Origin of the sequence: Nocardia testacea NBRC 100365 (assembly GCF_000308775.1) — a bacterium.
Classification (GTDB): domain Bacteria; phylum Actinomycetota; class Actinomycetes; order Mycobacteriales; family Mycobacteriaceae; genus Nocardia; species Nocardia testacea.
On sequence record NZ_BAGJ01000271.1, the window covers coordinates 56,385 to 77,845 of the forward strand.

Sequence of the window (21,461 nt, forward strand, 5' to 3'; positions counted from 1 at the left end):
GCCGGTCCTCCGGTTGACGCACGGCACACCGTGTGGAAATCTCATATTCACAGATGAGAGTTATATTCTCAATTGCGAAAGTCAACCGGCGGAGCTGCTCGTGGCGGTGGGTGCCGGCCGAGCGAAGGGAACCCGTCACGTGAAAAACTTCGAGGATCTGGACTTCTTCCTCGGCCAGGAGCTGGTCGCCGATCCCTATCCGTACTTCGACGCCCTTCGCGAGAAGTGCCCGGTGACCCGCGAGAAGCACCACAACGTCATGATGGTGACCGGCTACGACGAGGCACTGGAAGTTCTCAACGACGCCGAGCGCTTCTCCTCCTGTATCTCGGTGACCGGGCCGTTCCCCGGCTTTCCCGTCCCCATCGACGAGAACTCCGACGCCGACGCCCTCATCGCCGAACACCGCGATTCGCTGCCGTTCAGCGACCAGCTGCCGGCCCTGGATCCGCCGGCCCATACCGCCCACCGTGGGCTGCTCATGCGGCTGATCACCCCCAAACGCCTCAAGGAGAACGAAGAGGCGATGTGGGATCTGGCCGACAAGATGCTCGACGAGTACCTGGCGCCCGGAAAAGGGGAACTCATCCGGGATTTCGCGGGCCCCTTCACCCTCTACGTGATCGCGGACCTGCTCGGTGTACCGCCGGAGGACCAGGAGGAGTTCCTCAACACGTTGCAGCGCGATCCGCACCGTACCGGCACGGTCGGCAGCACCAGCTCCGATCACGCCATGGAGCACAACCCGATCGAGTTCCTGTACGAGAAGTTCTCCACCTATATCGAGGACCGCCGCAAGAACCCGCGCGGCGACGTGCTGACCGGTCTCGCCGAGGCCACCTTCCCCGACGGCAGCCGGCCGGAGGTGATCGACGTGGTCCGGGTCGCCGCCAACCTCTTCTCGGCCGGCCAGGAGACCACCGTGCGGCTGCTGTCCTCGGGATTGAAACTGATCGCCGAGGATCCGGAACTGCAGTCCTGGCTGCGCGGAGACCCGGAACGCATCAACAACTTCATCGAAGAGATGCTGCGGATGGAGAGCCCGGTGAAGGGTGATTTCCGGCTGGCGAAGACCACGACCACAGTAGGCGGCGTGGAGGTCCCGGCGGGCACGGTCCTGATGCTCGCCAACGGTGGCGCCAACCGCGACCCGCGGCGTTTCGAGAACCCGGGCGTTTTCGACGCCAAGCGGTCCAATGCCCGCTCCCATATCGCCTTCGGCCGGGGTATCCACACCTGCCCCGGCGCCCCACTGGCCCGCACCGAGGCGAAGGTGGCGTTCAAGCGCCTGCTGGAGCGCACCACCGATATCCGGATCGACGAGAGCGCCCACGGTCCGGCCGGCGCGCGCAGATACCAGTATCTGCCGACCTTCATCCTGCGCGGGATCACCGCACTGCACCTGGAATTCGACCGGACGGAAGGGTGAGCCACATGAAGGTCATCGTCGACGAGGACTCCTGCAAGGGGCACGGGATCTGCACCACCCTGTGCTCGGAAGTGTTCGCGCTCAACGACTACGGCTACGCCGAGGCGGTCGCCGAGGACATCCCCGAGGATCTGCACGAGGCGGTGCTGACCGCCAAGGACGCCTGCCCCGAATGGGCGATCAAGATCGTCGACGAGAGCGAGGGCTGACCCAGGGGCACGGTCTCACACCGTGAGCAGGACCTTGGTGGCACGCCGCTCGTCCATCGCGCGGTAGCCCTCCGCGGCCTGCTCCAGCGGCAGGGTGAGATCGAAGACCTCGCCGGGTTCGATCTCACCGCGCACGATGAGGTCGATCAGTTCCGGGAGGAACCGGCGCACCGGTGCGGGACCGCCGTGCAGATGGACGGCGGAGAAGAACAGCCGCATTCCGTCGAGTTCGACACCGTGGGCCACCCCGACGTAGCCGACATGGCCGCCGGGGCGGGCGGCGCGGATGGCCTGGATCATCGATTCCTGGGTACCGACCGCCTCGACCACCGAATGCGCGCCGAGCCCGTCGGTGAGTTCCCTGATTCTGGCCACCCCGGCCGTGCCACGTTCCTCGACGATCTCGTCGGCGCCGAATCTACGGGCCAGTGCCTGACGATCGGCATGGCGGCTCATGGCGATGACCCGATCGGCGCCGAGTTGTCTGGCGGCCAGCACGGCCAGCAGGCCCACCGCGCCGTCGCCGACCACGACCACCGTTTTCCCCGGTCCCGCCTCGGCGGCGACGGCGGCGAACCAGCCGGTGCCGAGTACGTCGGAGGCCGCGAGCAGGCCGGGGTACTGAGCCGGACCGGGAGACCCCGGAACGGTGACCAGGGTTCCGTCGGCGAGCGGGATACGGGCCCGCTCGGCCTGGGTCCCGATGGACCCCATCGGGACGCTGTGCACGCAGCGGCTCTGGTATCCGGCCCGGCAGATCTCGCAGGTGTTGTCCGAGGCGAAGAACGATCCGACCACGAAATCACCGACCGCGATATCGGCCACCTCCGGGCCGACCTGCTCGACCACTCCGATGTACTCGTGCCCCATCGGGGCGGGACCCTCGACCGCCTCCACGCCGCGGTAAGGCCACAGGTCCGACCCGCAGATGCAGGTGGCGGCGATGCGGATGACCGCGTCGGTGGGCTCGACGATCTCGGGGTCCGCCCGGTCCTCGACCCGGATGTCGCCGGGGGCGTACATCATCACTCCACGCATGGTCACCGTCTCCTGTGGTTATCTGCTCGGTTTCGACTTTTCCGGGGTGCGACGCGGATGATTCCCACACGCGGGACAACGCGGCCGAGTGAAGAATTCATCTCAGCCGAGTACTTCGAGAACCTTTTCGGCGAGCGGCCCGGCGGAAGCCGGATTCTGCCCGGTGAACAGATTCCGGTCGACCACGGTGTACGGTTCCCAGATTTCTCCGCGCGTGAAATCGACGCCGAGTGCCACCAGTTCGTCCTCGACCGTCCAGAACGCTTTCGACCGTAATCCGACGGCGTCTTCTTCGTCGTTGGTGTATGCCGTGACCCGGTACCCCGCGAACGGTGATACGCCGTCGCGTCTGGTCGCCAGAATCGCCACCGGGGCATGGCAGACGATGGCCAGCGGCCTGCCCGAGGCGAGCGCCGCGGTCAGCAGCCGGCCGGAGTCGGCGTCCCGCCACAGATCCTCCATGGGGCCGTGACCACCGGGGTAGTAGATCGCGGCGTAGTCGGCCGGGCGGACGTGGGCCAATTCGATCGGCCGGCGTAATTCCTCGGCCGAGCGCAGGGTCTCTTCCAGGTCCCGGGCGACCTGTTCACCGCCGGCCATCGACGGTCGCAGGCTCATCACATCGACATGGGGGACGACCCCGCCGGGAGTGGCCACCACGATTCGATGACCGGCCCCGGTCAGTGCGCGATAGGGGGCGGCGAACTCTTCGGCCCAATAACCGGTGGGGTGCCGGGTGCCGTCTTTCAGGGTCCAATAACTCGCCCCGGTCACCACGAACAGAATATCGGCCATACAGCTTACTCCCCGATCGGTGGTAGAGCTGTGTGCGGGTGAAGTAGATTTCACGGAACCCGAATTCGCATCCACTATAAAGCGGCCCCGGGTGACGGGCAACAGTCCCGCTGCTTCGTCGCGCGGCGGTATCCGCGCGAGAAATGGATCATCGGCGAGCGCCCCCGCGGCCCGCACGGCACCGGCGAATCCACGCGACCGCGTTCACCCGAGGCACGGTCTCGGCGGATCGGATCTACGATTCCCGACCAGGCCGTCGCGCCGCGGTGTGCGCGCGACGGCCGGCCCTTCCACGGTCACCCCGCGCGCTCGTATTCCCCATCGCCGGCGCGCGGCACCGCGCCGGTCCGGGCAGCGCTCACTCCCCGGTCCATCGGGGCGCCCGCTTCTCCGCGAACGCCGCCGGCCCCTCTTGCGCGTCCGCGCTGTGATAGGCCCGCGCCGAGGCGTGCCGGGCCGCCTGCAGCGCCGCCGACCGGCCCATTTCGGTTGCCAGCATGACCGTTTCCCGGGCGGCGCGTACCGACAACGGCGCCCCGGCGAGCACGGTGGCGGCCAGCTCGAGAGCCGCCGGGAGCAGGTCGCCCGGTTCGGCCAGCCGGTTCACCAGACCGATCTCGTAGGCCCGGGCCGCGCTGATCGGATTACCGGTGAGCAGGATCTCCATCATGATGCGCTGCGGGATCATATGGATCAGCGGCGCGGCCCACGGTGAACTACGACCCACCGTCACCTCGCTCACCGCGAAGGTCGCCGTGGTACTGGCCACGCACAGATCGCAGGCCTGGGCGATCATCCAGCCGCCGGCGAAGGCGGCGCCGTTGACCGCGGCGATGGTCGGTTTGGACAGTTCGATCGTGTCGTAGGGGACGGGGAACATATCGCGGGGCGGCTCGGCCATTCCGGTTTCCACCATTTCCCGCAGGTCCCCGCCCGCGCAGAACGCCTTGGGCCCGGCACCGGTCAGGATCGCGACCCGCAGCGCCGGGTCGTGTTCGAAACGGTCCCAGGCCGCGAACAGTCCGGCCCGGACCTCCGCGGACAGGCAGTTGCGGGTCTGCGGCCGGTTCAGGGTGATCACCGCGATGCCGTCGTCGCGGGCATCGAAGAGTACGGCGTCCTCCATCTAGAATCCTCGTTTCTCGATGAGGCGGGCGGTCCGGGCCAGTTCGTCGCGGAAGCCGGGATGGGCGATACCGATGAGGCGCCGGGCGCGTTCGGCCAGCGACTGTCCGGCCAGTTCGGCGGCGCCGTATTCGGTGACGACGATGTCGACTTCGGTCCGCGCGGTGGTGACCGGCCCGGACAGCGCCGCGGTGATCCGGCTGACGGTGCCGTTGCGGGCGGTGGCGGGCAGCGCGATGATCGACCGGCCCCCGGGCGAGCGCACCCCGGCCCGGACGAAATCCACCTGGCCGCCGGTGCCGCCGAGATAGCTCTCGCCGGATTGTTCGGCGTTCACCTGGCCGGTCAGGTCCACCTCCAGCGCGGAGTTGAGCGTGACGAGGTGGTCGAGCCGCGCGAGAACGGCGGCATCGTGGGTGTAGGAGGTGGGGCACATGCGCAACGCCGGATTGCGATGGGCGAAATCGTAGAGCCGCCGGGTGCCGATGAGAGCACCCGTGATCGAGACACCCGGGTCGATCCGTTTGCGCGCGTTGGTGATCACGCCGGCCTCGACGAGGTCGACGAGGCCGTCCCCCATCATTCCCGAGTGGACGCCGAGATCGCGGCGGTCGCCCAGCAGCCGCACGACCGCGTCCGGGACGGCACCGATACCGATCTGCAGAACCGCACCGTCGCCGATGTACTCGGTGATGTGCCGGGCGACGGCCTCGTCCACCGCGCCGATCGCGGCGGACGCCACCTCCACCGGCGGGTTCGATACGGTGACCGCGCAATCGATCTCGGCGGCGGCCAGTGATTCGCCGAAGGTGTCGGGTACCTGATCGTTGACCTCCGCGATCACCACCCGGGCCCGTGCGACCGCGGCCCGGACGTAGTCGCCGACGAGTCCGCAGCTGTGTCTGCCCGCGGCATCGGCGGGACCGACCTGGACGAGCGCCACATCGCAGCCGAGCTCGCCCGATTCGATCATGGGAGCCACCCGGCCCACATGGCACGGCACGATATCGAGTTCGTGGCTGCGGGTGAGGCCGCGCAACGCGCCGATGGCGCCCATACTCGACAGCGCGAAGGATCGCCCGACCCCGGGCACGAACTTCCCGGAGAAGCTGGTCGCGGTGAAGGCGGACAGCTTTCCGATACGCGGCCCCTGCTCGATGAGGGCGTCGACGAGAGTGGTCGGCTCACCGCAGGCCTGCCCGATGACGATCCGGTCGCCGGGGCGCAGCCACTGCCCCAGGTCGAGGTCCGGCGCACTCACCGCGGGTTGCCGATGCCGTTGCCGGTCGGCGCGGCCGGTCGCGGTGCGCGGGCGGCCGCGGCGTCCAGCACTTCCCGGGTGTGGGCGCCGAGCCGGGGCGCCGGACCGGACACACGCCCGGGGGTGCGGGAGAACCAGGTCGGCGGGCCGGGAAAGCGCAGCGGGCCGTCGGGACTGTCGACGGTCTCGAAGAAGCCCACCTCGTTCAGGTGCGGATTGTCGAAGAGATCGTCCAGACCGCGGACCGGCGCGGCCGGAATATCCAGGGAATTCAGCAATTCGAGCCACTCGGCGGTGGGGCGGGTCGCGAAGGTCTCCCGCAGATGGGCGTAGACGGTGTCGATCCGGCGCGCCCGCTGGGCGAGGGTCGCGAATTCCGGGCCGTCCCAGGCCGGGCGGACCGCGTCCACGAAAGCCGTCCACTGTTTGTCGTTGTAGACCAGCGCGGACAGATACCCGTCGGCGGTGCGGTACGGGGTGCGCTCGGGTGTCACCGCGCGTGGATAGGCGGCCGGTCCCAGCGGCGGCTGGAACAGGGCGCCGTTGGCGTGTTCGACCAGCATGAAGGCGGCCATGGTTTCGAACATCGCGACCTCCACCTCCTGCCCCTCCCCGGTCCGCTCGCGATGGAACAGCGCCATCGTGGTGGCGTAGACGGCGGTCATTCCGGCGATCTTGTCCGCCATGATGGTGCCCACGTAACCCGGCGTGCCGGTGAGGAGTTCCTGCACGTACGGTAGGCCGCACTCGGCCTGGATGGTGTCGTCGTAGGCGGTGCGGTCGGCATCGGGGCCGCGCCGGCCGTAGCCGTAGCAGTTGGTGTAGACGATCGCGGGATTGATCGCGGCGACCTGCTCGTAGCCGAACCCGAGCGCGGCGACGGCCTTGCCACGCATGGAGTGGATGAACACATCGGCGCCGGTGATCAGTTCGCGCAGCGCGGTTTTGCCCGCCGGCTCGCGCAGATCGAGGACCACGCTGCGTTTTCCGCGGTTGACGTTGACGAACACTCCGGCCATTCCCGGTTCCGGGCCCACCGAGATATGGCGGGTGTTGTCCCCGGCCGGCGGCTCCACCTTGATCACATCCGCGCCCATATCGGCCATGATCTGGGTGCAGTAGGGACCCATCACCATCGCGGTCAGATCGATCACCCGCACCCCGGCCAGCGGCCCTGTGTGCTGCATACGCCCTACCTTCACCGGGCCGGCCGGACAAATCGGCGGCTATCTGATGAATCTTTGTAAGGATAGTGATATCAAGTATGGGTGCCCAGTTTCAATGGCGAGAACGCCGGGCCCGGCAGCGGCGCCGGCGCGCCCGTAATTCCGGCGTCCATCGCCGAGGTACTCGAACCCGCCCTCGCCGCGCACCCCGACACGGTCGCGATCGAGGCGACCTCGGGCTGCTGGACCTATCGTGAACTCGACGCACAAGCTCGCGCGGCAGCCGGGGCGCTGTGGTCGCTCGGCGTCCGCCCCGGCGACCGGGTCGCCGCCTGCCTGCCCAACGACCTGCAGATCGTGGCCGCCTTCCACGGCGCGCAGCGCATCGGGGCGATCTGGGCGGGTATCGGCGAAGCGCTCGCCCCGGCCGAACAGCGGTATCTGCACGATCTGATCGAGCCGCGCGTCGTCCTCGCCGGCCCCCGCAGCACGCTCGACACACCCGCGCGAGTCGATCCGGGACGCTGGGCCGACGCCCTGAACTCCCCGTCGGCACCCGAGATCACCCACGATCCGGACGCCCCCGCCGCGATCGCGTTCACCAGCGGCACCTCGGGGCGCCCGAAGGCGGTGGTACACAGTCAGCGCAATCTGCTGCTCCCCGGGGCCGTGCTGGTCGCCACCCGCGGCTGGGGGCCCGAATTGCGTAAAGGAGACAGCTTTCCGCTGACCATCCTCAACCTCATGGTGCTGTCCACGCTGCTCACCGCCCAGGCCGGCGGATGCGCGGTGATCATGGACCGCCGCGATGTCGCGGGCGTCGCCGAATGGATCGCCACCCGGAAGGTGACGGTCTGGAACGGCGCCCCGGCTCAGCTCTACGATCTGGCCGCCCGCACCGAACTCGACCTGAGTTCGCTACAGGAGGTGTGGAGCGGCGGCAGCGATACCCCGGACCGGCTCCGGGCGGCATTCGCCGGGGCACACGGCCCGGTACCGCGGGTGACCTACGGCCTCACCGAAGCGCCGACCGTCGTCGCGATCGATCCGCCCGGCGCGCAGTGGCGACCGGGAACCAGCGGCCGGGTACTGCCGCACTACGATGTCGCGGCCTACGACGACGACGGAAACCGGTTGCCGCCGGGCGAACTCGGCGAGTTGCGCCTGGCGGGCCGCACGGACGGACCGTGGGCCGGACAGTGGCGGCCGATGCTCGGACACTGGGCGAGCGGGGGGATACAGCCCGCGCCGGACGGGCCGATCGCCACCGGCGATATAGGCACGGTCGACGCGGACGGCTGGCTCACGGTGCTCGACCGCAAGAAGATGGTCATCATCCGCGGTGGCGCGAATATCTATCCGCTCGAGGTGGAGCGGGTGCTGGCGGCCCACCCGTCCGTCGGCCGGGCGGCGGTGTGCGGGGTGCCGCACGAACGGCTCGGCCAGCGGGTGGCCGCCGTCATCGAGACGAACGGCGGGCCGGTGGATTTCGCGGTATTGGCCGAACACTGCCGGGGCGAGCTCGCCGGGTACAAGGTCCCCGAGGCCTGGGCCGCGGTCGACGCACTCCCCCTCAATGCCATGGGCAAGGTGGTGCGCACCGAACTCGCCGGGCTGCTCACGCATCGGGACCCGCCGTGAGCGCCGACCGCGCGGCGGCCCTGCGCCCCTTCGAACTCGACGGCAGAGTGGCCGTCGTGACCGGTGGATCGTCCGGACTGGGCGCGGCGGTGAGCCGGGCACTGGCCGGACTCGGCGCACGGGTCGCGGTGGTGGCGCGCCGCCGCGACCGGCTGGATTCCCTGGCGGGTGAGATCGGCGGCCTGGCCGTGGGATGCGATCTGGGCGACCCCGAGCGGATCGCCGAAATCGTGCCGGCGGTCACGGCCGCACTGGGCCCGCCGGAGATCCTGGTCAACGCGGCCGGTAACCGCTTCGGCACCGCGGAGGCCGAAGCGGAGTCGCTGAGCGATATCCGGCGCACCCTGGAGCTGAACCTGATGGCGCCGTTACTGCTCGCCCAGCAGGTCTTCCCCGCCATGCGCGCAGTGGGCCGGGGTTCGATCGTGAATGTTTCCTCGATCAGTGGCCGGGTGGGTATCCCCGGCATCCCCCAGGCCTCCTACGCCGCCGGCAAGGCCGGATTGTCGGGGCTCACCACCGAACTCGCCGTGCAGTGGGCTCGCCATTCGATCCGCGTGAACACCGTCGCGCCGGGTTTCTTCCGCAGCGAGATCACCGACAGCCTCTACGACAGCGAACGCGGCGCCCGCTATCTCCAGCGCAACACCCCGTTGCCCACCGAGGGCACGGCCACCGACATCGTGGGTGCGATCGTCTGGCTGGCCGGAGATTCCGGCCGCTACGTGACCGGGCAGACCATCGTCGTCGACGGCGGGTGGACCGCGCGCTGACCCGGGTGTTGACACCGGTCAGCACTACTGGAAATATGATTCTTGTTCCAGAGAATGTAATTCTCTCGCGTCTCCCGGATCGGCGCCCTGTCCCTCGGCAAGCTGGAACGGCAGCCGAACGAATCGAGAAAGGAACACATCACCGATGTTCTCCGCAGTTCTCATCGACAAGGGTGAATCCGGCACGAAGGCCGAGATCACCAGCGTGGACGAGGCCCGTCTGCCCGAGGGTGACGTCGATATCGAGGTGTCCTGGTCCACGCTCAACTACAAGGACGCGCTCGCCATCACCGGCGCCTCCCCGGTGGTCCGCAAGTTCCCGATGATTCCGGGCATCGACCTGGCGGGCACCGTCACCGAGAGCAAGCATTCCCGCTGGTCCCCCGGCGACAAGGTGGTACTCAACGGCTGGGGTGTCGGCGAAACCCACTGGGGCGGCCTCGCCCAGCGGGCCCGGCTCGACGGTGACTGGCTGATTCCCCTGCCCGCCGAATTCACCGAACGACAGGCCATGGCCATCGGCACCGCCGGCTACACCGCCGCCCTCTGCGTCGACGCCCTACTGGCCCACGGCCTCACCCCGGACAGCGGCGAGGTGCTGGTGACCGGGGCGACCGGCGGCGTGGGCAGTGTGGCCGTCGCGCTGCTCACCAGAGCCGGCTTCGCGGTGGCCGCCGCGACCGGTAAATCCGATGAGCACGCCTATCTGAAGCAACTCGGCGCCACCACGGTCCTGGAGCGGGCCGAATTCGCCGACAAGGGCAAACCATTGCAGAAGGAACGCTGGGCCGGTGTGGTGGACACCGCCGGCAGCCATACCCTGGCCAATGCCTGCGCGCAGACCCGCTACGGCGGCGCGGTCGCGGCCTGCGGCCTGGCCCAGGGTATGGACTTTCCGGCCTCGGTGGCCCCGTTCATCCTGCGCGGCGTCTCGCTGCTGGGTGTGGACAGCGTGATGGCGCCGCAGCGTAAACGTCTCGACGCCTGGGCCCGGCTGGCCCGCGATCTGGATCCGGCCGTACTCGATTCGATCGCTCGCGAGATCACGCTGGACGAGGCCGTCGAGGCGGCGAACGGATTCATCGCGGGCACCGTCCGCGGCCGGATAGTCGTCGATGTGAACCGCTGAGCAGGAGTTCTCGTGAGCAAGAAACCGGACGCGACCCCCGTCGAACTGGACCTGCGCGATGTCGATCACCGGGTCGGCAAACCGATCGGCGGCGGCCAGCTGTGGGATCCGTGCAGCACCTCCGATATCCGCCGCTGGGTGATGGCGATGGACTATCCGAACCCGCTGCACTGGGATCAGGAGTTCGCGCGGGCATCCCGATACGGCGGGTTGGTGGCACCGCAGTCGATCGCGGTGGCGCTGGACTACGGGCACGGCGCCGCACCGGCCTGCGTGGGCCGCATCCCGAACAGCCACCTCATCTTCGGTGGCGAGGAATGGTGGTTCTACGGCTGCCCGGTGCGGCCCGGTGACCAGCTGTTCCAGGAGCGCCGCTTCCACGATTACAAGGTGGTCCAGACGAAATTCGCCGGGCCCACCATGTTCTCCCGCGGCGACACCACCCACCGCAACCAGCACTGCACCCTCGTCGCCAAGGAACGTTCGACCGCGATCCGCTATCTCGCCGAGGAGGCGAACAAGCGCGGTATGTACGAGAACCAGCTCGGCGCGGTCAAGAAGTGGACGGCCGCCGAACTGGCCCAGGTGGACGCGCTGCGCACCGAATGGCTGATGTCCAACCGGCTCGGTGTGTCCCCGCATTTCGACGAGGTGAAAGTCGGTGACAGGCTGCCGCGGCGGGTGATCGGACCGCACAGTATCGCCAGCTTCACCACCGAGTACCGCGCCTTCCTCTTCAATATCTGGGGCACCTTCCGCTGGACCGCGCCCGACGGTGTCGAGGACCCCTGGGTCTACCAGGATCCGGGCTGGACCGACGGTTTCGGCTTCGACGAAGAAGGCGCCAAGATCGACCCGCGGCTGCGCGACGGACTCTATGTCGGCCCCTCACGCGGCCATATCGACGCCGAGAAGGCCGGTGACGTGGGCATGGCCCGGGCCTACGGCTACGGGGCGACCATGGGTGCGTGGTGCACCGACTATCTGGCCTACTGGGCCGGTAACGACGGGCTGGTCCGGCATACGAAGGCCGACTTCCGGCTGCCCGCCTTCGAAGGCGACGTCACCTATTTCGACGGCGAGATCGTCGAGAAGATCCCGGAATCGAACTGGGGCGTACCGCTGGTCCAGGTGAAGCTGAAGCTCACCAACCAGGACGGCGGTGTCCTGGTCGACTGCACCGCCGAAGTCGAACTCCCGCGATAAGAGCGGAACCCGCGCCGCGCGCGGCAGCACTGTCAGAGAGGACCACCGGCGATGAGCACCGGGCCCCAGCACACTTCCGACCGGGCGGCGGCGATCGTCGCGGGACCGCCGCTGACCGAGGAGCCCGGGCTCGGGACGCTGACGCTTCCCGGATTCCTGCGCGAGGTCACCGAACAGTACGCGGCTCGTACCGCGCTGATCTCCCCGGCCGACGGTATCGCGTGGACCTATGCCGACCTGTGGGAACGGGCCCATGAGGTGGCCCGGGCGCTGCGCGCGTGCGGGGTCGGCAAGGACAGCCGGGTCGGCGTCCTGATGACCAACCGGGCCGAATGGCTGTCGGCGGTCTTCGGCACCGCGCTGGCCGGCGGGGTCGCGGTCGCGCTCAGCACCTTCTCCACCGCGCCCGAACTGGACCATCTGCTCCGGGTCTCCGGAATCTCGGTGCTCCTCTTCGAACGTCGGGTGGCCAAAACGGATTTCGGTGCGGTCCTCACCGAACTCGAGCCGGGACTCGGCACCGCAGCACCCGGCGCGGTCGCCTCCGTGGCGTACCCGTTTCTGCGCCATCTCGCGACGGTGGGCGACCCGGTACCCGATACGGCGGTGGAGAGCTGGGACGCCTTCTCGGCCCGCGGCGCCGGAATCGACCCGGCCCTGATCGAGGCCACCGCGGCGACAGTGCAACCCAGCGATACCGCGGTCCTGTTCTTCTCCTCCGGCACCACCAGCAAGCCGAAGGGGATCCGTAGCGCGCATCGCGGTGTCACCCTGCAGATGTGGCGCTTCCGGCGGATGTTCGGCTTCGGCACCGCCGACGAGGTGCGCTGCTGGACCGCCAACGGTTTCTTCTGGTCCGGCAATTTCGCCCAGGCGCTGGGCGCGACGCTCGCCGCGGGCGGCACCCTCATCCTGCAATCGCTGTTCGATGCCGCCGCGGCCCTCGATCTCATCCAGGCGCAGCGGGTGAACTTCCCGGTGGCCTGGCCGCACCAGCACGCCCAGCTCCAGGGCGCGCCCAACTGGGAGACAGCGGATCTGAGCAGTCTGCGGTTCGTGGACCGGGATCTTCCGCTGGCCACCCACCCCACCGTCACCACCGACTGGACCGAACCCGGCCACGCCTACGGCAATACCGAAACCTTCACCATCACCACCTGCTTCCCGGCCTGCACCCCGGAGGAGACCATCGCCGGGAGCAGCGGGGTACCGCTGCCGGGAGTCACGGTGAAGATCGCCGACCCGCTCACCGGTTCGGCATTGCACCGGGGCGAACACGGCGAGATCTGCGTCAAGGGCCCGACGCTGATGCTCGGCTATCTCGGGACACCGCTCGACGAAACCCTGGACGACGCCGGCTACTTCCACACCGGCGACGGTGGGTATCTCGACGAGCAGGGCCGGCTGTACTGGGAGGGCCGGCTCACCGACATCATCAAGACCGGTGGCGCGAATGTCTCCCCGCTCGAGGTCGACGAGGCACTGGGCCGGTACCCGGGAGTCAAGATCGGCCGGACGGTCGGCATCCCGCACGACACGCTCGGTGAGATGGTGGTCGCCTGCGTGGTCCCCCATACCGGCCGGATCCTGGACGCCGGCGCGATCCGGGACCATGTGCGTGCGCAACTGGCCAGCTACAAGGTCCCGCGCGAGATCCTTTTCTTCACCGACGAGGATCTCGCGCTGACCGGGAGCGCCAAGATCAAATCGAGCGATCTGCGTGAGCTGGCGGCCCAGCGGCTCGCGTCCGCGCAGTCCCGGTAGCCAGAAGACCCGGAACATTTCGTCGCCCGCGCCGGGGCCCCGCGCTTCGAGCTTCGGCGTCCACCTGCACCTCTTGTTTTTACATACGGTCGTATGTATGTTTTGAAGACCCGGTTACTTCCCGGCGCATACCACGACCGAAGGATGCACCCATGGACGGTCATCGCATGTTCGAACTGGCCCGGTCGCTGGCCGCGGCCAAAAGCGCCCGGGATCTGCCCGCCGCACTGCGATTGCTCCACCCGGAGATGCTGTTGGAAACCCCGGCGTTCGGCACCACCGCGCACGGGCTCGCGGAAAACGAGCGGGTGCTGCGGCGATTCTTCGCGACCTTTCCCGACTATCACGTCGAACTGGACGGGCACGCGGACGACGGGGAAACCCTGATCTGCTGGGGCACCGCCCGAATGACCATGACCGGCAACCGGTTCGGTGCCGAACCCAACGGCCGGCGTGCCACGGTTCCGATGTTCATCGGTTTCACCTTCGCCGACGACCTGATCGCCGGTGAACGATTCGTCTTCGACCTGGCCGAACTGTGCGCGCAGTCGGGCGTATCCACGGACGCGGTGCGCGCCCGGCTGTTCCGGCGGCCGAGCGCGACGAGCGAGCGGTGACGAACATGGACACGCGTGTGCGCTCTGTCGCGGCGGTCGGTACCGCACCACTGTTCGATATGGTCGTGGACCTGCATCCGCGACTGGATTTCGGGACCGGCGGGCCGATGGGCCGCCGGGTTCTGTACGGGGCGGCGGGCGGTTCGTTCGAAGGACCCCGGCTGCGCGGCGAGGTGGTGGCCGGGGGCGGCGACTGGGCGCTGTACCGCCCCGACGGCACCATGCTGCTCGATGTCCGGCTCACTCTCCGGGTAGACGCGGAACTGGTGTACATGACCTACCGGGGCCGCTGGGTGATCCCGGCCGACGTACGCGCCGAGATGGCCGACCCCGCCACTCGGCCGACGGTCGATCCGGCCCGCTACTACTTCCGCACCACACCGCTGTTCGAGACCGGATCGGCGCGGCTGTCCTGGCTCAACGATATCGTCGCGGTCGCGTCCGGCTACCCGGTCGAGGGCGGGGTCGCCTACCACGTCGAGCAGGTGCTGTGAGGCCGGTGGCGGGATGCCGGCGATGACCGCCGGAAGCGCGAGGCCGCCCGGGGGCGGCGACCGCCGCCGGGAGCGTGGGACGAGGTCACGGCGGATCGTCACCCGCCACGCCGTCGATATCGCCTCCCTCGACGGCCTGGACGGGCTCAGCTTCGGCCGGCTCGCCGACGAACTCGAGCTCAGCAAAGCCGGTATCCAGACCCTGTTCCGCACCAAAGAGGCCCTGCAACTGGCCACCGTGGCTACGGCCGGCGAGGTGTTCGCCGCGGCCGTCATCGCCCCGGCCGGCGCCGTACCGGAAGGCGCGCCCCGGTTGCGCGCGCTGATCGATCGGTGGATCGACTACGCCGCCCGCCCCCTGTTCCCCGGCGGCTGCTTCTGGGGCGCGAACCGGCCGGTGTTCGACAGCCGTCCCGGACCGATCCGCGACGCACTGCTCCGGCAGCACCGCGGCTGGCTGCACACCCTCGCGCGGGAGTTCGACCGCACCACCTCCGCCCGGAGCCGCGGCGACACAGAGCTGGCGGTCTTCCAGATCGACGCCGTACTCAACGCGGCCAATATCGCCCTGCGCTTCGGCGAGTCGGACAGCGTCGCGAAGGTGCATCGGGTGGTCGAGGGTCTACTCGATCCCGGTCACTCCCCCGTGGACGGCGCCGGGACAGGTGACTCCCCGCGATAGCGATCGGCGAGTTCACGGCGGTGGTCGGCCGGGGAACCGAACAACGCGCGGTCGAGCGTGGCGCGTTTGAGGTAGCGGTGGATCCCGCTCTCCCAGGTGTAGCCGATACCGCCGTGCAACTGCACGGCCTTCCCGGCGATCCGGACGCCGACTTCACCGGCACAGGACTTGGCCGCCGCGACGGCCCGGCGGGCGTCCGGGCCGCCGTCCAGCGGGGCGGCCAGGGCGTCCGCAACGAGCCGGCGTGCGACGGTGAGGTCCACGAGCATATCGGCGCAGGCGTGTTTGACCGCCTGGAAGGAGCCGACAGGACGGCCGAACTGCTCACGGACGCGGACATATTCGACCGTCGCGTCCAGCATGGCCGCCGCGACGCCCAGGCTGTCACAGGCCACCGCCAGCGCGGCGCGGTCGTAGAGTGCGCGCGGGCCGCAGACGATATCGGCACAGAAGGCGAGGACCGCCTCGGGAGCGAGGAGGACACCCTCCGCCGCCACTCGCGCCAACGACCGGGTTTCGTCCACCACCGGGCGATCCTCGATGCGGAGGCCTTGCGCATCGGGCGCGGCGACGGCCACCCGCACGGAGCCGTCGGGGGCCAGAGCGGGGATCAGCAGGGCGGTGGCCGCTCGCGCGTCGAGTACGAAATCCGCGGTTCCGGAAATTTCGAATCCCTCGATGGTTTGGCCGATCCGGAAGGTGGGTACTATGCCTCCGGTGCCGGCACAAGCCGTTTCGCCGCCGGCCGCCGGCACCATATTTCCTCCCAGCACCGCGATGGGGATCGCGGCGCCTGTGACGGTTTCGCGCAGCACCGCGTCCCGGTGGGCGTTCGGCTCGAGCAGAGCCAGGGCGCCGATACCCGCCGAGGCCACACTCGGATACGCGGTGCGCGCGACCGCCCGGCCCACTTCCTCCAGCAGGATGCCGACCTCGGCCGGGCCCGCTCCGGCTCCCCCGTATTCCTCCGCCACCTCCAGACCCGGCCACCCGGCCCGCACGAGTTGCGGCCAGTCCACACGACCCGCGGCGCCGCTCTTGCCGAGCAGTTCCCGGGCCACGGTGCGGATTTCCGCGTGGAACTCGGTGAACTGGCCGCTCATCACGCTCCCACCGGTTCCCTGGGCAGACCCAGACCCCGTTCCCCGATGATGGTGCGCTGGATCTCGCTGCTGCCGCCCGGCACGGTCCATTCCCACGAGCCGACGAAATCCAGCAGCCAGGCGCCGGATTCCCAGCCGCCCGACATGGGTTTGCGCAATACCGTCTGTCCGGGCAGACCACAGATCTCCACCCCGAAATCGGTCATCCGCTGCAGGAGTTCGCTGTAGTACAACTTGACCACGGACGCGTCGGCCGGTCCGGCGGTGCCCGCCTCGTGGCGTTCGACGAGGTCGCGGCACAGCGCGCGCAGCCCGGTCAGCTCGACTTCGAGCCGGGCCAGCCGATCGGCGATGTACCCGTCGTCTACCGGGCGCCGCCCGAACGCGTCCGGCTTACGGCATTCCCGCACCAGCCGGCCGAATCCGGCATTGCACAGCCGTTCCGCGAGTTCCAGCATGGTCAGGCCGCGTTCGGCGCCCAGCGTCTGCTGCGCCAGCTGCCAACCCCGGTTCTCGGCGCCGATCAGGTTCGCGGCCGGTATACGCACTTGGTCCAGGAAGATCTCACAGAAATGCGATTCGCCGGTGGCCTGGCGGATCGGCCGCACCGCGATCCCGGGCGTCCGCATATCCATCAGGAAATACGAGATCCCATGGCGTTTGGGGGCGGCGGGGTCGGTGCGCGCCAGCAGCAGACACCAGTCGGCGTACTGGGCGCCGCTGGCCCAGACTTTCTGCCCGGTCACCACATAGTCGTCGCCGTCGCGCCGGGCGGCGGTGCGCAGCGCGGCCAGATCCGAGCCCGCGCCCGGTTCCGAGAATCCCTGCACCCACAGTTCTCCGTCGAGGATCGCGGACAGATGGCGTCGCCGCTGTTCGGCGGTGCCACCGGCGAGCAGAGTGGCCGCGGCATGGTGGATCGCCACGAAGGCCAGGACCAGTCGCGGCGCGTCGTGCGCCGCGAGTTCCTGGTAGAGCACGATCTGCTCCGGAATCGGCATCCCCCCGCCGTATTCGGGGGGCCAGTGCGGTACGGCGTACCCGGCGGCCCGCAACCGCTGGAACCACTCCCGCTGGAAAGCGACGAATTCGGCGTCGGTGGCGCCGGTCTGGGCGGTCCGCCACTCGGCGGGGATATTGGCGCGGCACCACTGCCGCACGGTGTCCCGGAAATCCTCGAGATCGTTGCCGGTCACGGTCGGCCCCGCGTCATCGCCGTGCCCGCTCGCGCAGGGCCGCGAGCCGCGCCTTGTGGTCGGCCGATTGCATGGTCACCGCCTCGGCGGCGAAGCCCGCCTGCAGCGGACCCGCCAGCGCCTGCGAAAGATACATGTTCACCACCCGTTTGGTACTGCTGAGCGCCTGCTGTGGCAGCCCGGCCAGCCGCTCGGCCAGCGCCCGTGCCGCTCCCGCCAACTCCTCCGGCGGTACCGTCCGGCTGGCCAGGCCCAGCTCGACCGCGGTGGCCGCATCGATGCGGTCGCCCGTGTAGAGGTACTCCCGGGAACGCAGAATGGGAGTGAGCAGGGGCCAGAGGGCCGCGCCCCCGTCTCCGGCCACCAGCCCCACGGCGATATGCGGGTCGGCCAGATGGGCGCGTTCGGAGATCAGCACGATATCGCACAGGATCGCGATACTCGCGCCCAGACCCACGGCCGGGCCGTTCACCGCGGCGATCACCGGCAACGGGAAGCGCAGCAACTCCTCGATGATTTCCGCGCCTTCGCGGATGCTCTCGTCCCGGGCCACCGGGTCGTCCACGAACGAGCTGATCCAGTCCAGATCACCGCCCGCGCTGAACGCCCGGCCCGCGCCGGTGAGGATCACCACCCGCGCCTCGGTGTCGGCGGCCAGCTGCCGCCAGACCTGGGCCAGCGCCCGGTGCAGATCGGCGTTCACGGCATTGAGTTCCGCCGGCCGCTCGAGGGTGACGATGCGCACCGGGCCCTCGTCGGTGACGGTCAGTGCGTCGGGGAGGTCGTATCGCACCGTGCCTCACACTCCCGCCGGATCGGAGAACAAACCCGCCAGACCACGTCGGCCGATCCGGCCGGTCAGCAGCTGCTCGGTGGTCACCGCGCCGAACGGGAACCGGCGCAGCGGCAGGCTGTACCGGGACAGCCACGACAGCGTGGTCTCGTCGCAGAACCCCACGGCGCCGTGCAACTGGTGCGCGGTCCGGAACACGATATCGGCGGCCTCCAGCGCCGCCAGCCGTAACGCCAGCGCGTCGTCGACCGCCTCCGGCCGGCCGCTCTGGATACTCCACAGCGCGTACCTGGCCAGCAGGTCGACTCCCCGCCGCTCGACCTCGGCATCGGTGAGCTGGAATTGCACCCCTTGGAACTGCGCCAGCGGCCGCCCGAACTGTTCACGCAGCGACACGTGGCGGCGGGCGAGTTCCAGGGCCCGGTCCAGCATTCCCAGCAGTGTCCAGCACGGGAGGGTGAGCGCGAGCGCGAGATCGGCGCTGCCGTCGCCGTCGAGTGGCCGGACCTCGAGCGGGGTGACGAATGCCGAGTCCCGGACCGCACCGCCGGGCGGCAACGGTCGCGCGGAACCCCGTGCGCCGGTCGGGGTCACGGTCGCCCAGCGCAGATCCAGCCCCGCCACCGGTCCCGCGGGCTCCGCGCCCGCGACCACGATCAGCCCGTCGTGGTCCGGGCCCTCCGGCCGCGCCAGTCGTTCGGCCACCGGATAAGGCGTCGCCCAGTAGCCGGCGCCGCGGCACAGCGCGGCCGCCGCCTCCAATTCGACCGGATCCCGGCGTGGAGCCAGTTCCCAGGCGCCGAGACCGGTGAGCACGGGTTCGACCAGTCGCTGCCGGTCGCGCGGGTCCTGTTCGGCCCGCCGCGCCAGCTCGTCTCCGCCCGCCGCGCCCAGCGCGCGCACCACCTCGCGACCGAACTCGCGCGCTTCGGCGGCGAGTTCGATCCGTAGCTCGTGGGCGGCCTCGGCCGGCCCGTTCGACGTACTCACACTGTCCTCCTCCGCCGACCGCGATAACCCCGGCGGTTGTGCACCGCCGGCTTCCCCACGTTCACAACCCGACCCCTCCGGGCTGCCGCCGGTCGTTGGGCACCGACCCGGCCGCGGATTCCGCCGCCCGCTCCCGTCCCGATCCGGGATCGGCCAGCAGTTCGCGCGCCAGCAGGATCCGTTGCACCTCGATACTTCCCGAGGCGACGGTCGCGGCGTTCGCATAGCGCCAGTGGTCGTGCACGGCCCGGCGGAATCGGCGGCGCGCAGCCGAGTCGCCGGGCACCGCCGATGCGAGTTCCACCAGGACCTCGGCGCTGTCCTGATCGAGGCGGGTCACCGCGATCCGGTAGGCGGCGGCGTCGCCCGGTGCGACCGTGCCCGAACTCTGCAGCGACAGCACCTGGTACGCGAGCAACCGGGCGCGGCGGCACCGGGTGAGCATGCGGGCCCAGTGCCCCCGCAGGACTTCCGGGATGTCGTCCCAGCCTTCGCCGAGCACCTCGGGCGCGGCGTGCAGCAGCCGATCGCAGCGGGCATAGCGGGCGATACCGACACGTTCGAATGCCAGCACCTCCTGTACCACCGACCAGCCGTGGTCCACCTCGCCGAGCACATCGGCTTCGGTTGCCCGGACGCCGTCGAAGAAGACCTCGTTGAGATGGTGCGGACCCAGCATGGAGGCGATCGGCCGGACCGTGATGCCCGGATCGGTCATGGGTAGCAGGAAAACAGTGAGTCCCTGCTGTTTGCGCCCGGCATCGGAGGTGCGTGCGAGCAGGAAGCACCACTGGGCCATGGAGGCGTAGGAGGTCCAGATCTTTTGCCCGGAAATGGCCCATCCGTCGCCGTCGCGGCGGGCGGTGGTGCGCAGCGAGGCCAGATCCGAACCCGCCTCGGGTTCGCTGAAGCCCTGACACCAGACGACCTCGCCGCGCGCGATCGGGGGCAGGTGTTTGCGCTGCTGTTCCGGTGTGCCGTGCCGCATGATGGTGGGTCCCACCCAGTTGACGCCCATGTACTGCGCGCCGCGGGGTTCGTGCTGTGCCCACATCTCCTCGCGGACCACGGTCTGCTCCCAGAGGGAGGCGCCGCGGCCGCCGAACTCCTCGGGCCAGGCCAGGCAGAGCAGGCCGCGTTCGGCCAGGGTGGCGCAGAAACGCTGTGCGACGGCGAGGTCTGCGGGATCGTCGGTGAAGGCGCCGAGGTAGTCGGCGGGGACCTCGTCGGCGATCAACCGGCGTAGCTCGCCGCGGAGCTTCGCGGCGGTCGCACCCATCGTGAAGTCCATGGGCGTACCCTACGGCAATCTTCTTAAGGATTGCAATGTTTACTGGTTTGGACCTCGCTCCGGCCCGAAACGGCCCCACGGAGGCGGACCGGCCCGTCCGGCCGCCGCGGCGGCAGCCAGACAGAACTCCTCCAGCCGCGCGATCTCCGCGGGGGTCGGCTCGGCGTCCGACCACAGGTACTCCGACAACTTTCCGATCGTCGCGTAGGCGAGGAGACCGGCCGCGTATTCCGGTTCTTCCACCCCGAGTTCGGCGAACGGCGCATGCAGCAGCTCCGCGAGCCGGCGTGGCGCCGAGCCGGCCTGCCCGGTCACCAGATCCACGCCCAGCCCACCGGTATGACACAGCACGGCCCGGGTATCGGCGGCGAGCGCCGGGTCGGCCTGGGCCAGGATCGCCGCCACCCAGCAGCGGATTTTCGCCCGCGGCTCCCCCTCCTTGGACATCCGGTGCGCGACATAGTGCGCCAGCCGTTCCGCACCGTCGGCGAGCACTGCCGCCATCAGCGCGTCCTTGGACCGGAAGTGCCGGTAGAACGCATCGTTGGACAACCCCGCGGTGGCGACGATATCGGCCACCCGGGGGCGCGCACCGGCACCACACCGCCGCACCTGATCCAGCGCGGCATCCAGCAGCCTGCGGACCTCGCCGGCGTATTCCGCCTCCCGTTCGGCCACGGCCTCCCGGGCGATCCGCCCGACCAGCCCGGACTCTAGAAGAATTGCATTCTTGTTCACAAGAAGTATATTCTCACCGCA

General features: G+C 69.5%; 21 protein-coding genes. 10 read left to right on the forward strand and 11 right to left on the reverse strand.

The genetic code is table 11. The features are described from left to right. Positions 1–139 precede the first annotated feature (139 nt). Positions 140–1,429, forward strand: a complete 1,290-nt coding sequence (locus ON38_RS31220) for a cytochrome P450 (protein ID WP_039828802.1) — start codon at positions 140–142, stop codon at positions 1,427–1,429. Between the two features lie 5 nt (positions 1,430–1,434). Continuing rightward, the gene (locus ON38_RS31225) at positions 1,435–1,638 is read left to right on the forward strand and encodes a ferredoxin (protein ID WP_039828750.1); all 204 of its coding nucleotides are present in this window, start codon (positions 1,435–1,437) and stop codon (positions 1,636–1,638) included. Between the two features lie 15 nt (positions 1,639–1,653). Here the strand turns inward: ON38_RS31225 and ON38_RS31230 are convergent, their stop codons facing one another. The 5 genes from ON38_RS31230 to ON38_RS31250 form a co-directional block, all read right to left on the reverse strand. Continuing rightward, complete coding sequence (locus ON38_RS31230; protein WP_039828751.1) at positions 1,654–2,676, reverse strand: zinc-binding dehydrogenase; 1,023 nt, start codon at positions 2,674–2,676, stop codon at positions 1,654–1,656. 102 nt (positions 2,677–2,778) lie between these two features. Next, positions 2,779–3,471 carry a type 1 glutamine amidotransferase domain-containing protein gene (locus ON38_RS31235; RefSeq protein WP_039828752.1) on the reverse strand — a complete coding sequence of 231 codons (693 nt, stop codon included), beginning with the start codon at positions 3,469–3,471 and terminating at the stop codon, positions 2,779–2,781. A gap of 358 nt (positions 3,472–3,829) precedes the next feature. Next, entirely contained in the window at positions 3,830–4,597 is a 768-nt protein-coding gene (locus ON38_RS31240) for an enoyl-CoA hydratase/isomerase family protein (protein WP_039828754.1), read from the reverse strand. After that, positions 4,598–5,857 (reverse strand): acetyl-CoA hydrolase/transferase family protein, encoded by a 1,260-nt coding sequence (locus ON38_RS31245; RefSeq protein WP_039828755.1) that lies wholly within the window; start codon positions 5,855–5,857, stop codon positions 4,598–4,600. Next, positions 5,854–7,044, reverse strand: a complete 1,191-nt coding sequence (locus tag ON38_RS31250) for a CaiB/BaiF CoA transferase family protein (protein WP_051165520.1) — start codon at positions 7,042–7,044, stop codon at positions 5,854–5,856. Before ON38_RS31250 ends, ON38_RS31245 begins: the two co-directional genes overlap by 4 nt. Before the next feature lie 81 nt (positions 7,045–7,125). Between ON38_RS31250 and ON38_RS37245 the strand changes: the two genes are divergently transcribed. From ON38_RS37245 to ON38_RS31290, 8 genes are all read left to right on the forward strand, one after another. Continuing rightward, complete coding sequence (locus tag ON38_RS37245) at positions 7,126–8,664, forward strand: class I adenylate-forming enzyme family protein (protein WP_245564450.1); 1,539 nt, start codon at positions 7,126–7,128, stop codon at positions 8,662–8,664. Next, positions 8,661–9,437, forward strand: a complete 777-nt coding sequence (locus ON38_RS37250) for an SDR family NAD(P)-dependent oxidoreductase (RefSeq protein ID WP_039828756.1) — start codon at positions 8,661–8,663, stop codon at positions 9,435–9,437. The genes ON38_RS37245 and ON38_RS37250 overlap by 4 nt, the downstream gene beginning before the upstream one ends. Before the next feature lie 145 nt (positions 9,438–9,582). Next, positions 9,583–10,566 carry an acrylyl-CoA reductase (NADPH) gene (gene acuI, locus ON38_RS31265; protein WP_039828757.1) on the forward strand — a complete coding sequence of 328 codons (984 nt, stop codon included), beginning with the start codon at positions 9,583–9,585 and terminating at the stop codon, positions 10,564–10,566. Between the two features lie 12 nt (positions 10,567–10,578). Beyond that, positions 10,579–11,772 (forward strand): MaoC family dehydratase, encoded by a 1,194-nt coding sequence (locus ON38_RS31270; protein ID WP_039828758.1) that lies wholly within the window; start codon positions 10,579–10,581, stop codon positions 11,770–11,772. A 51-nt stretch (positions 11,773–11,823) separates the two neighbouring features. Further along, positions 11,824–13,536 carry a class I adenylate-forming enzyme family protein gene (locus ON38_RS31275; RefSeq protein WP_039828760.1) on the forward strand — a complete coding sequence of 571 codons (1,713 nt, stop codon included), beginning with the start codon at positions 11,824–11,826 and terminating at the stop codon, positions 13,534–13,536. Between the two features lie 152 nt (positions 13,537–13,688). Continuing rightward, on the forward strand, positions 13,689–14,153 hold the full coding sequence (locus ON38_RS31280) for an ester cyclase (protein WP_039828762.1): 465 nt from the start codon (positions 13,689–13,691) through the stop codon (positions 14,151–14,153). A gap of 5 nt (positions 14,154–14,158) precedes the next feature. After that, the gene (locus ON38_RS31285; RefSeq protein WP_039828806.1) at positions 14,159–14,647 is read left to right on the forward strand and encodes a DUF3237 domain-containing protein; all 489 of its coding nucleotides are present in this window, start codon (positions 14,159–14,161) and stop codon (positions 14,645–14,647) included. A 22-nt stretch (positions 14,648–14,669) separates the two neighbouring features. After that, entirely contained in the window at positions 14,670–15,329 is a 660-nt protein-coding gene (locus ON38_RS31290) for a TetR/AcrR family transcriptional regulator (protein WP_245564452.1), read from the forward strand. Here the strand turns inward: ON38_RS31290 and ON38_RS31295 are convergent. The 6 genes from ON38_RS31295 to ON38_RS31320 all read right to left on the reverse strand — a co-directional run bounded on the left by ON38_RS31295 (position 15,284) and on the right by ON38_RS31320 (position 21,440). Further along, on the reverse strand, positions 15,284–16,432 hold the full coding sequence (locus tag ON38_RS31295) for an acyl-CoA dehydrogenase family protein (protein WP_051165522.1): 1,149 nt from the start codon (positions 16,430–16,432) through the stop codon (positions 15,284–15,286). The two genes, ON38_RS31290 and ON38_RS31295, sit on opposite strands and share 46 nt — an antisense overlap. Then, entirely contained in the window at positions 16,432–17,628 is a 1,197-nt protein-coding gene (locus ON38_RS31300; RefSeq protein WP_039828763.1) for an acyl-CoA dehydrogenase family protein, read from the reverse strand. Before ON38_RS31300 ends, ON38_RS31295 begins: the two co-directional genes overlap by 1 nt. Before the next feature lie 13 nt (positions 17,629–17,641). Continuing rightward, on the reverse strand, positions 17,642–18,421 hold the full coding sequence (locus ON38_RS31305) for an enoyl-CoA hydratase/isomerase family protein (protein ID WP_039828764.1): 780 nt from the start codon (positions 18,419–18,421) through the stop codon (positions 17,642–17,644). Positions 18,422–18,427: 6 nt separating this feature from the next. Continuing rightward, entirely contained in the window at positions 18,428–19,411 is a 984-nt protein-coding gene (locus ON38_RS31310; protein ID WP_051165523.1) for an acyl-CoA dehydrogenase family protein, read from the reverse strand. A 61-nt stretch (positions 19,412–19,472) separates the two neighbouring features. Then, the gene (locus tag ON38_RS31315; protein ID WP_051165524.1) at positions 19,473–20,702 is read right to left on the reverse strand and encodes an acyl-CoA dehydrogenase family protein; all 1,230 of its coding nucleotides are present in this window, start codon (positions 20,700–20,702) and stop codon (positions 19,473–19,475) included. A gap of 39 nt (positions 20,703–20,741) precedes the next feature. Then, positions 20,742–21,440 carry a TetR/AcrR family transcriptional regulator gene (locus ON38_RS31320; protein ID WP_051165528.1) on the reverse strand — a complete coding sequence of 233 codons (699 nt, stop codon included), beginning with the start codon at positions 21,438–21,440 and terminating at the stop codon, positions 20,742–20,744. Between the last annotated feature and the right edge of the window lie 21 nt (positions 21,441–21,461).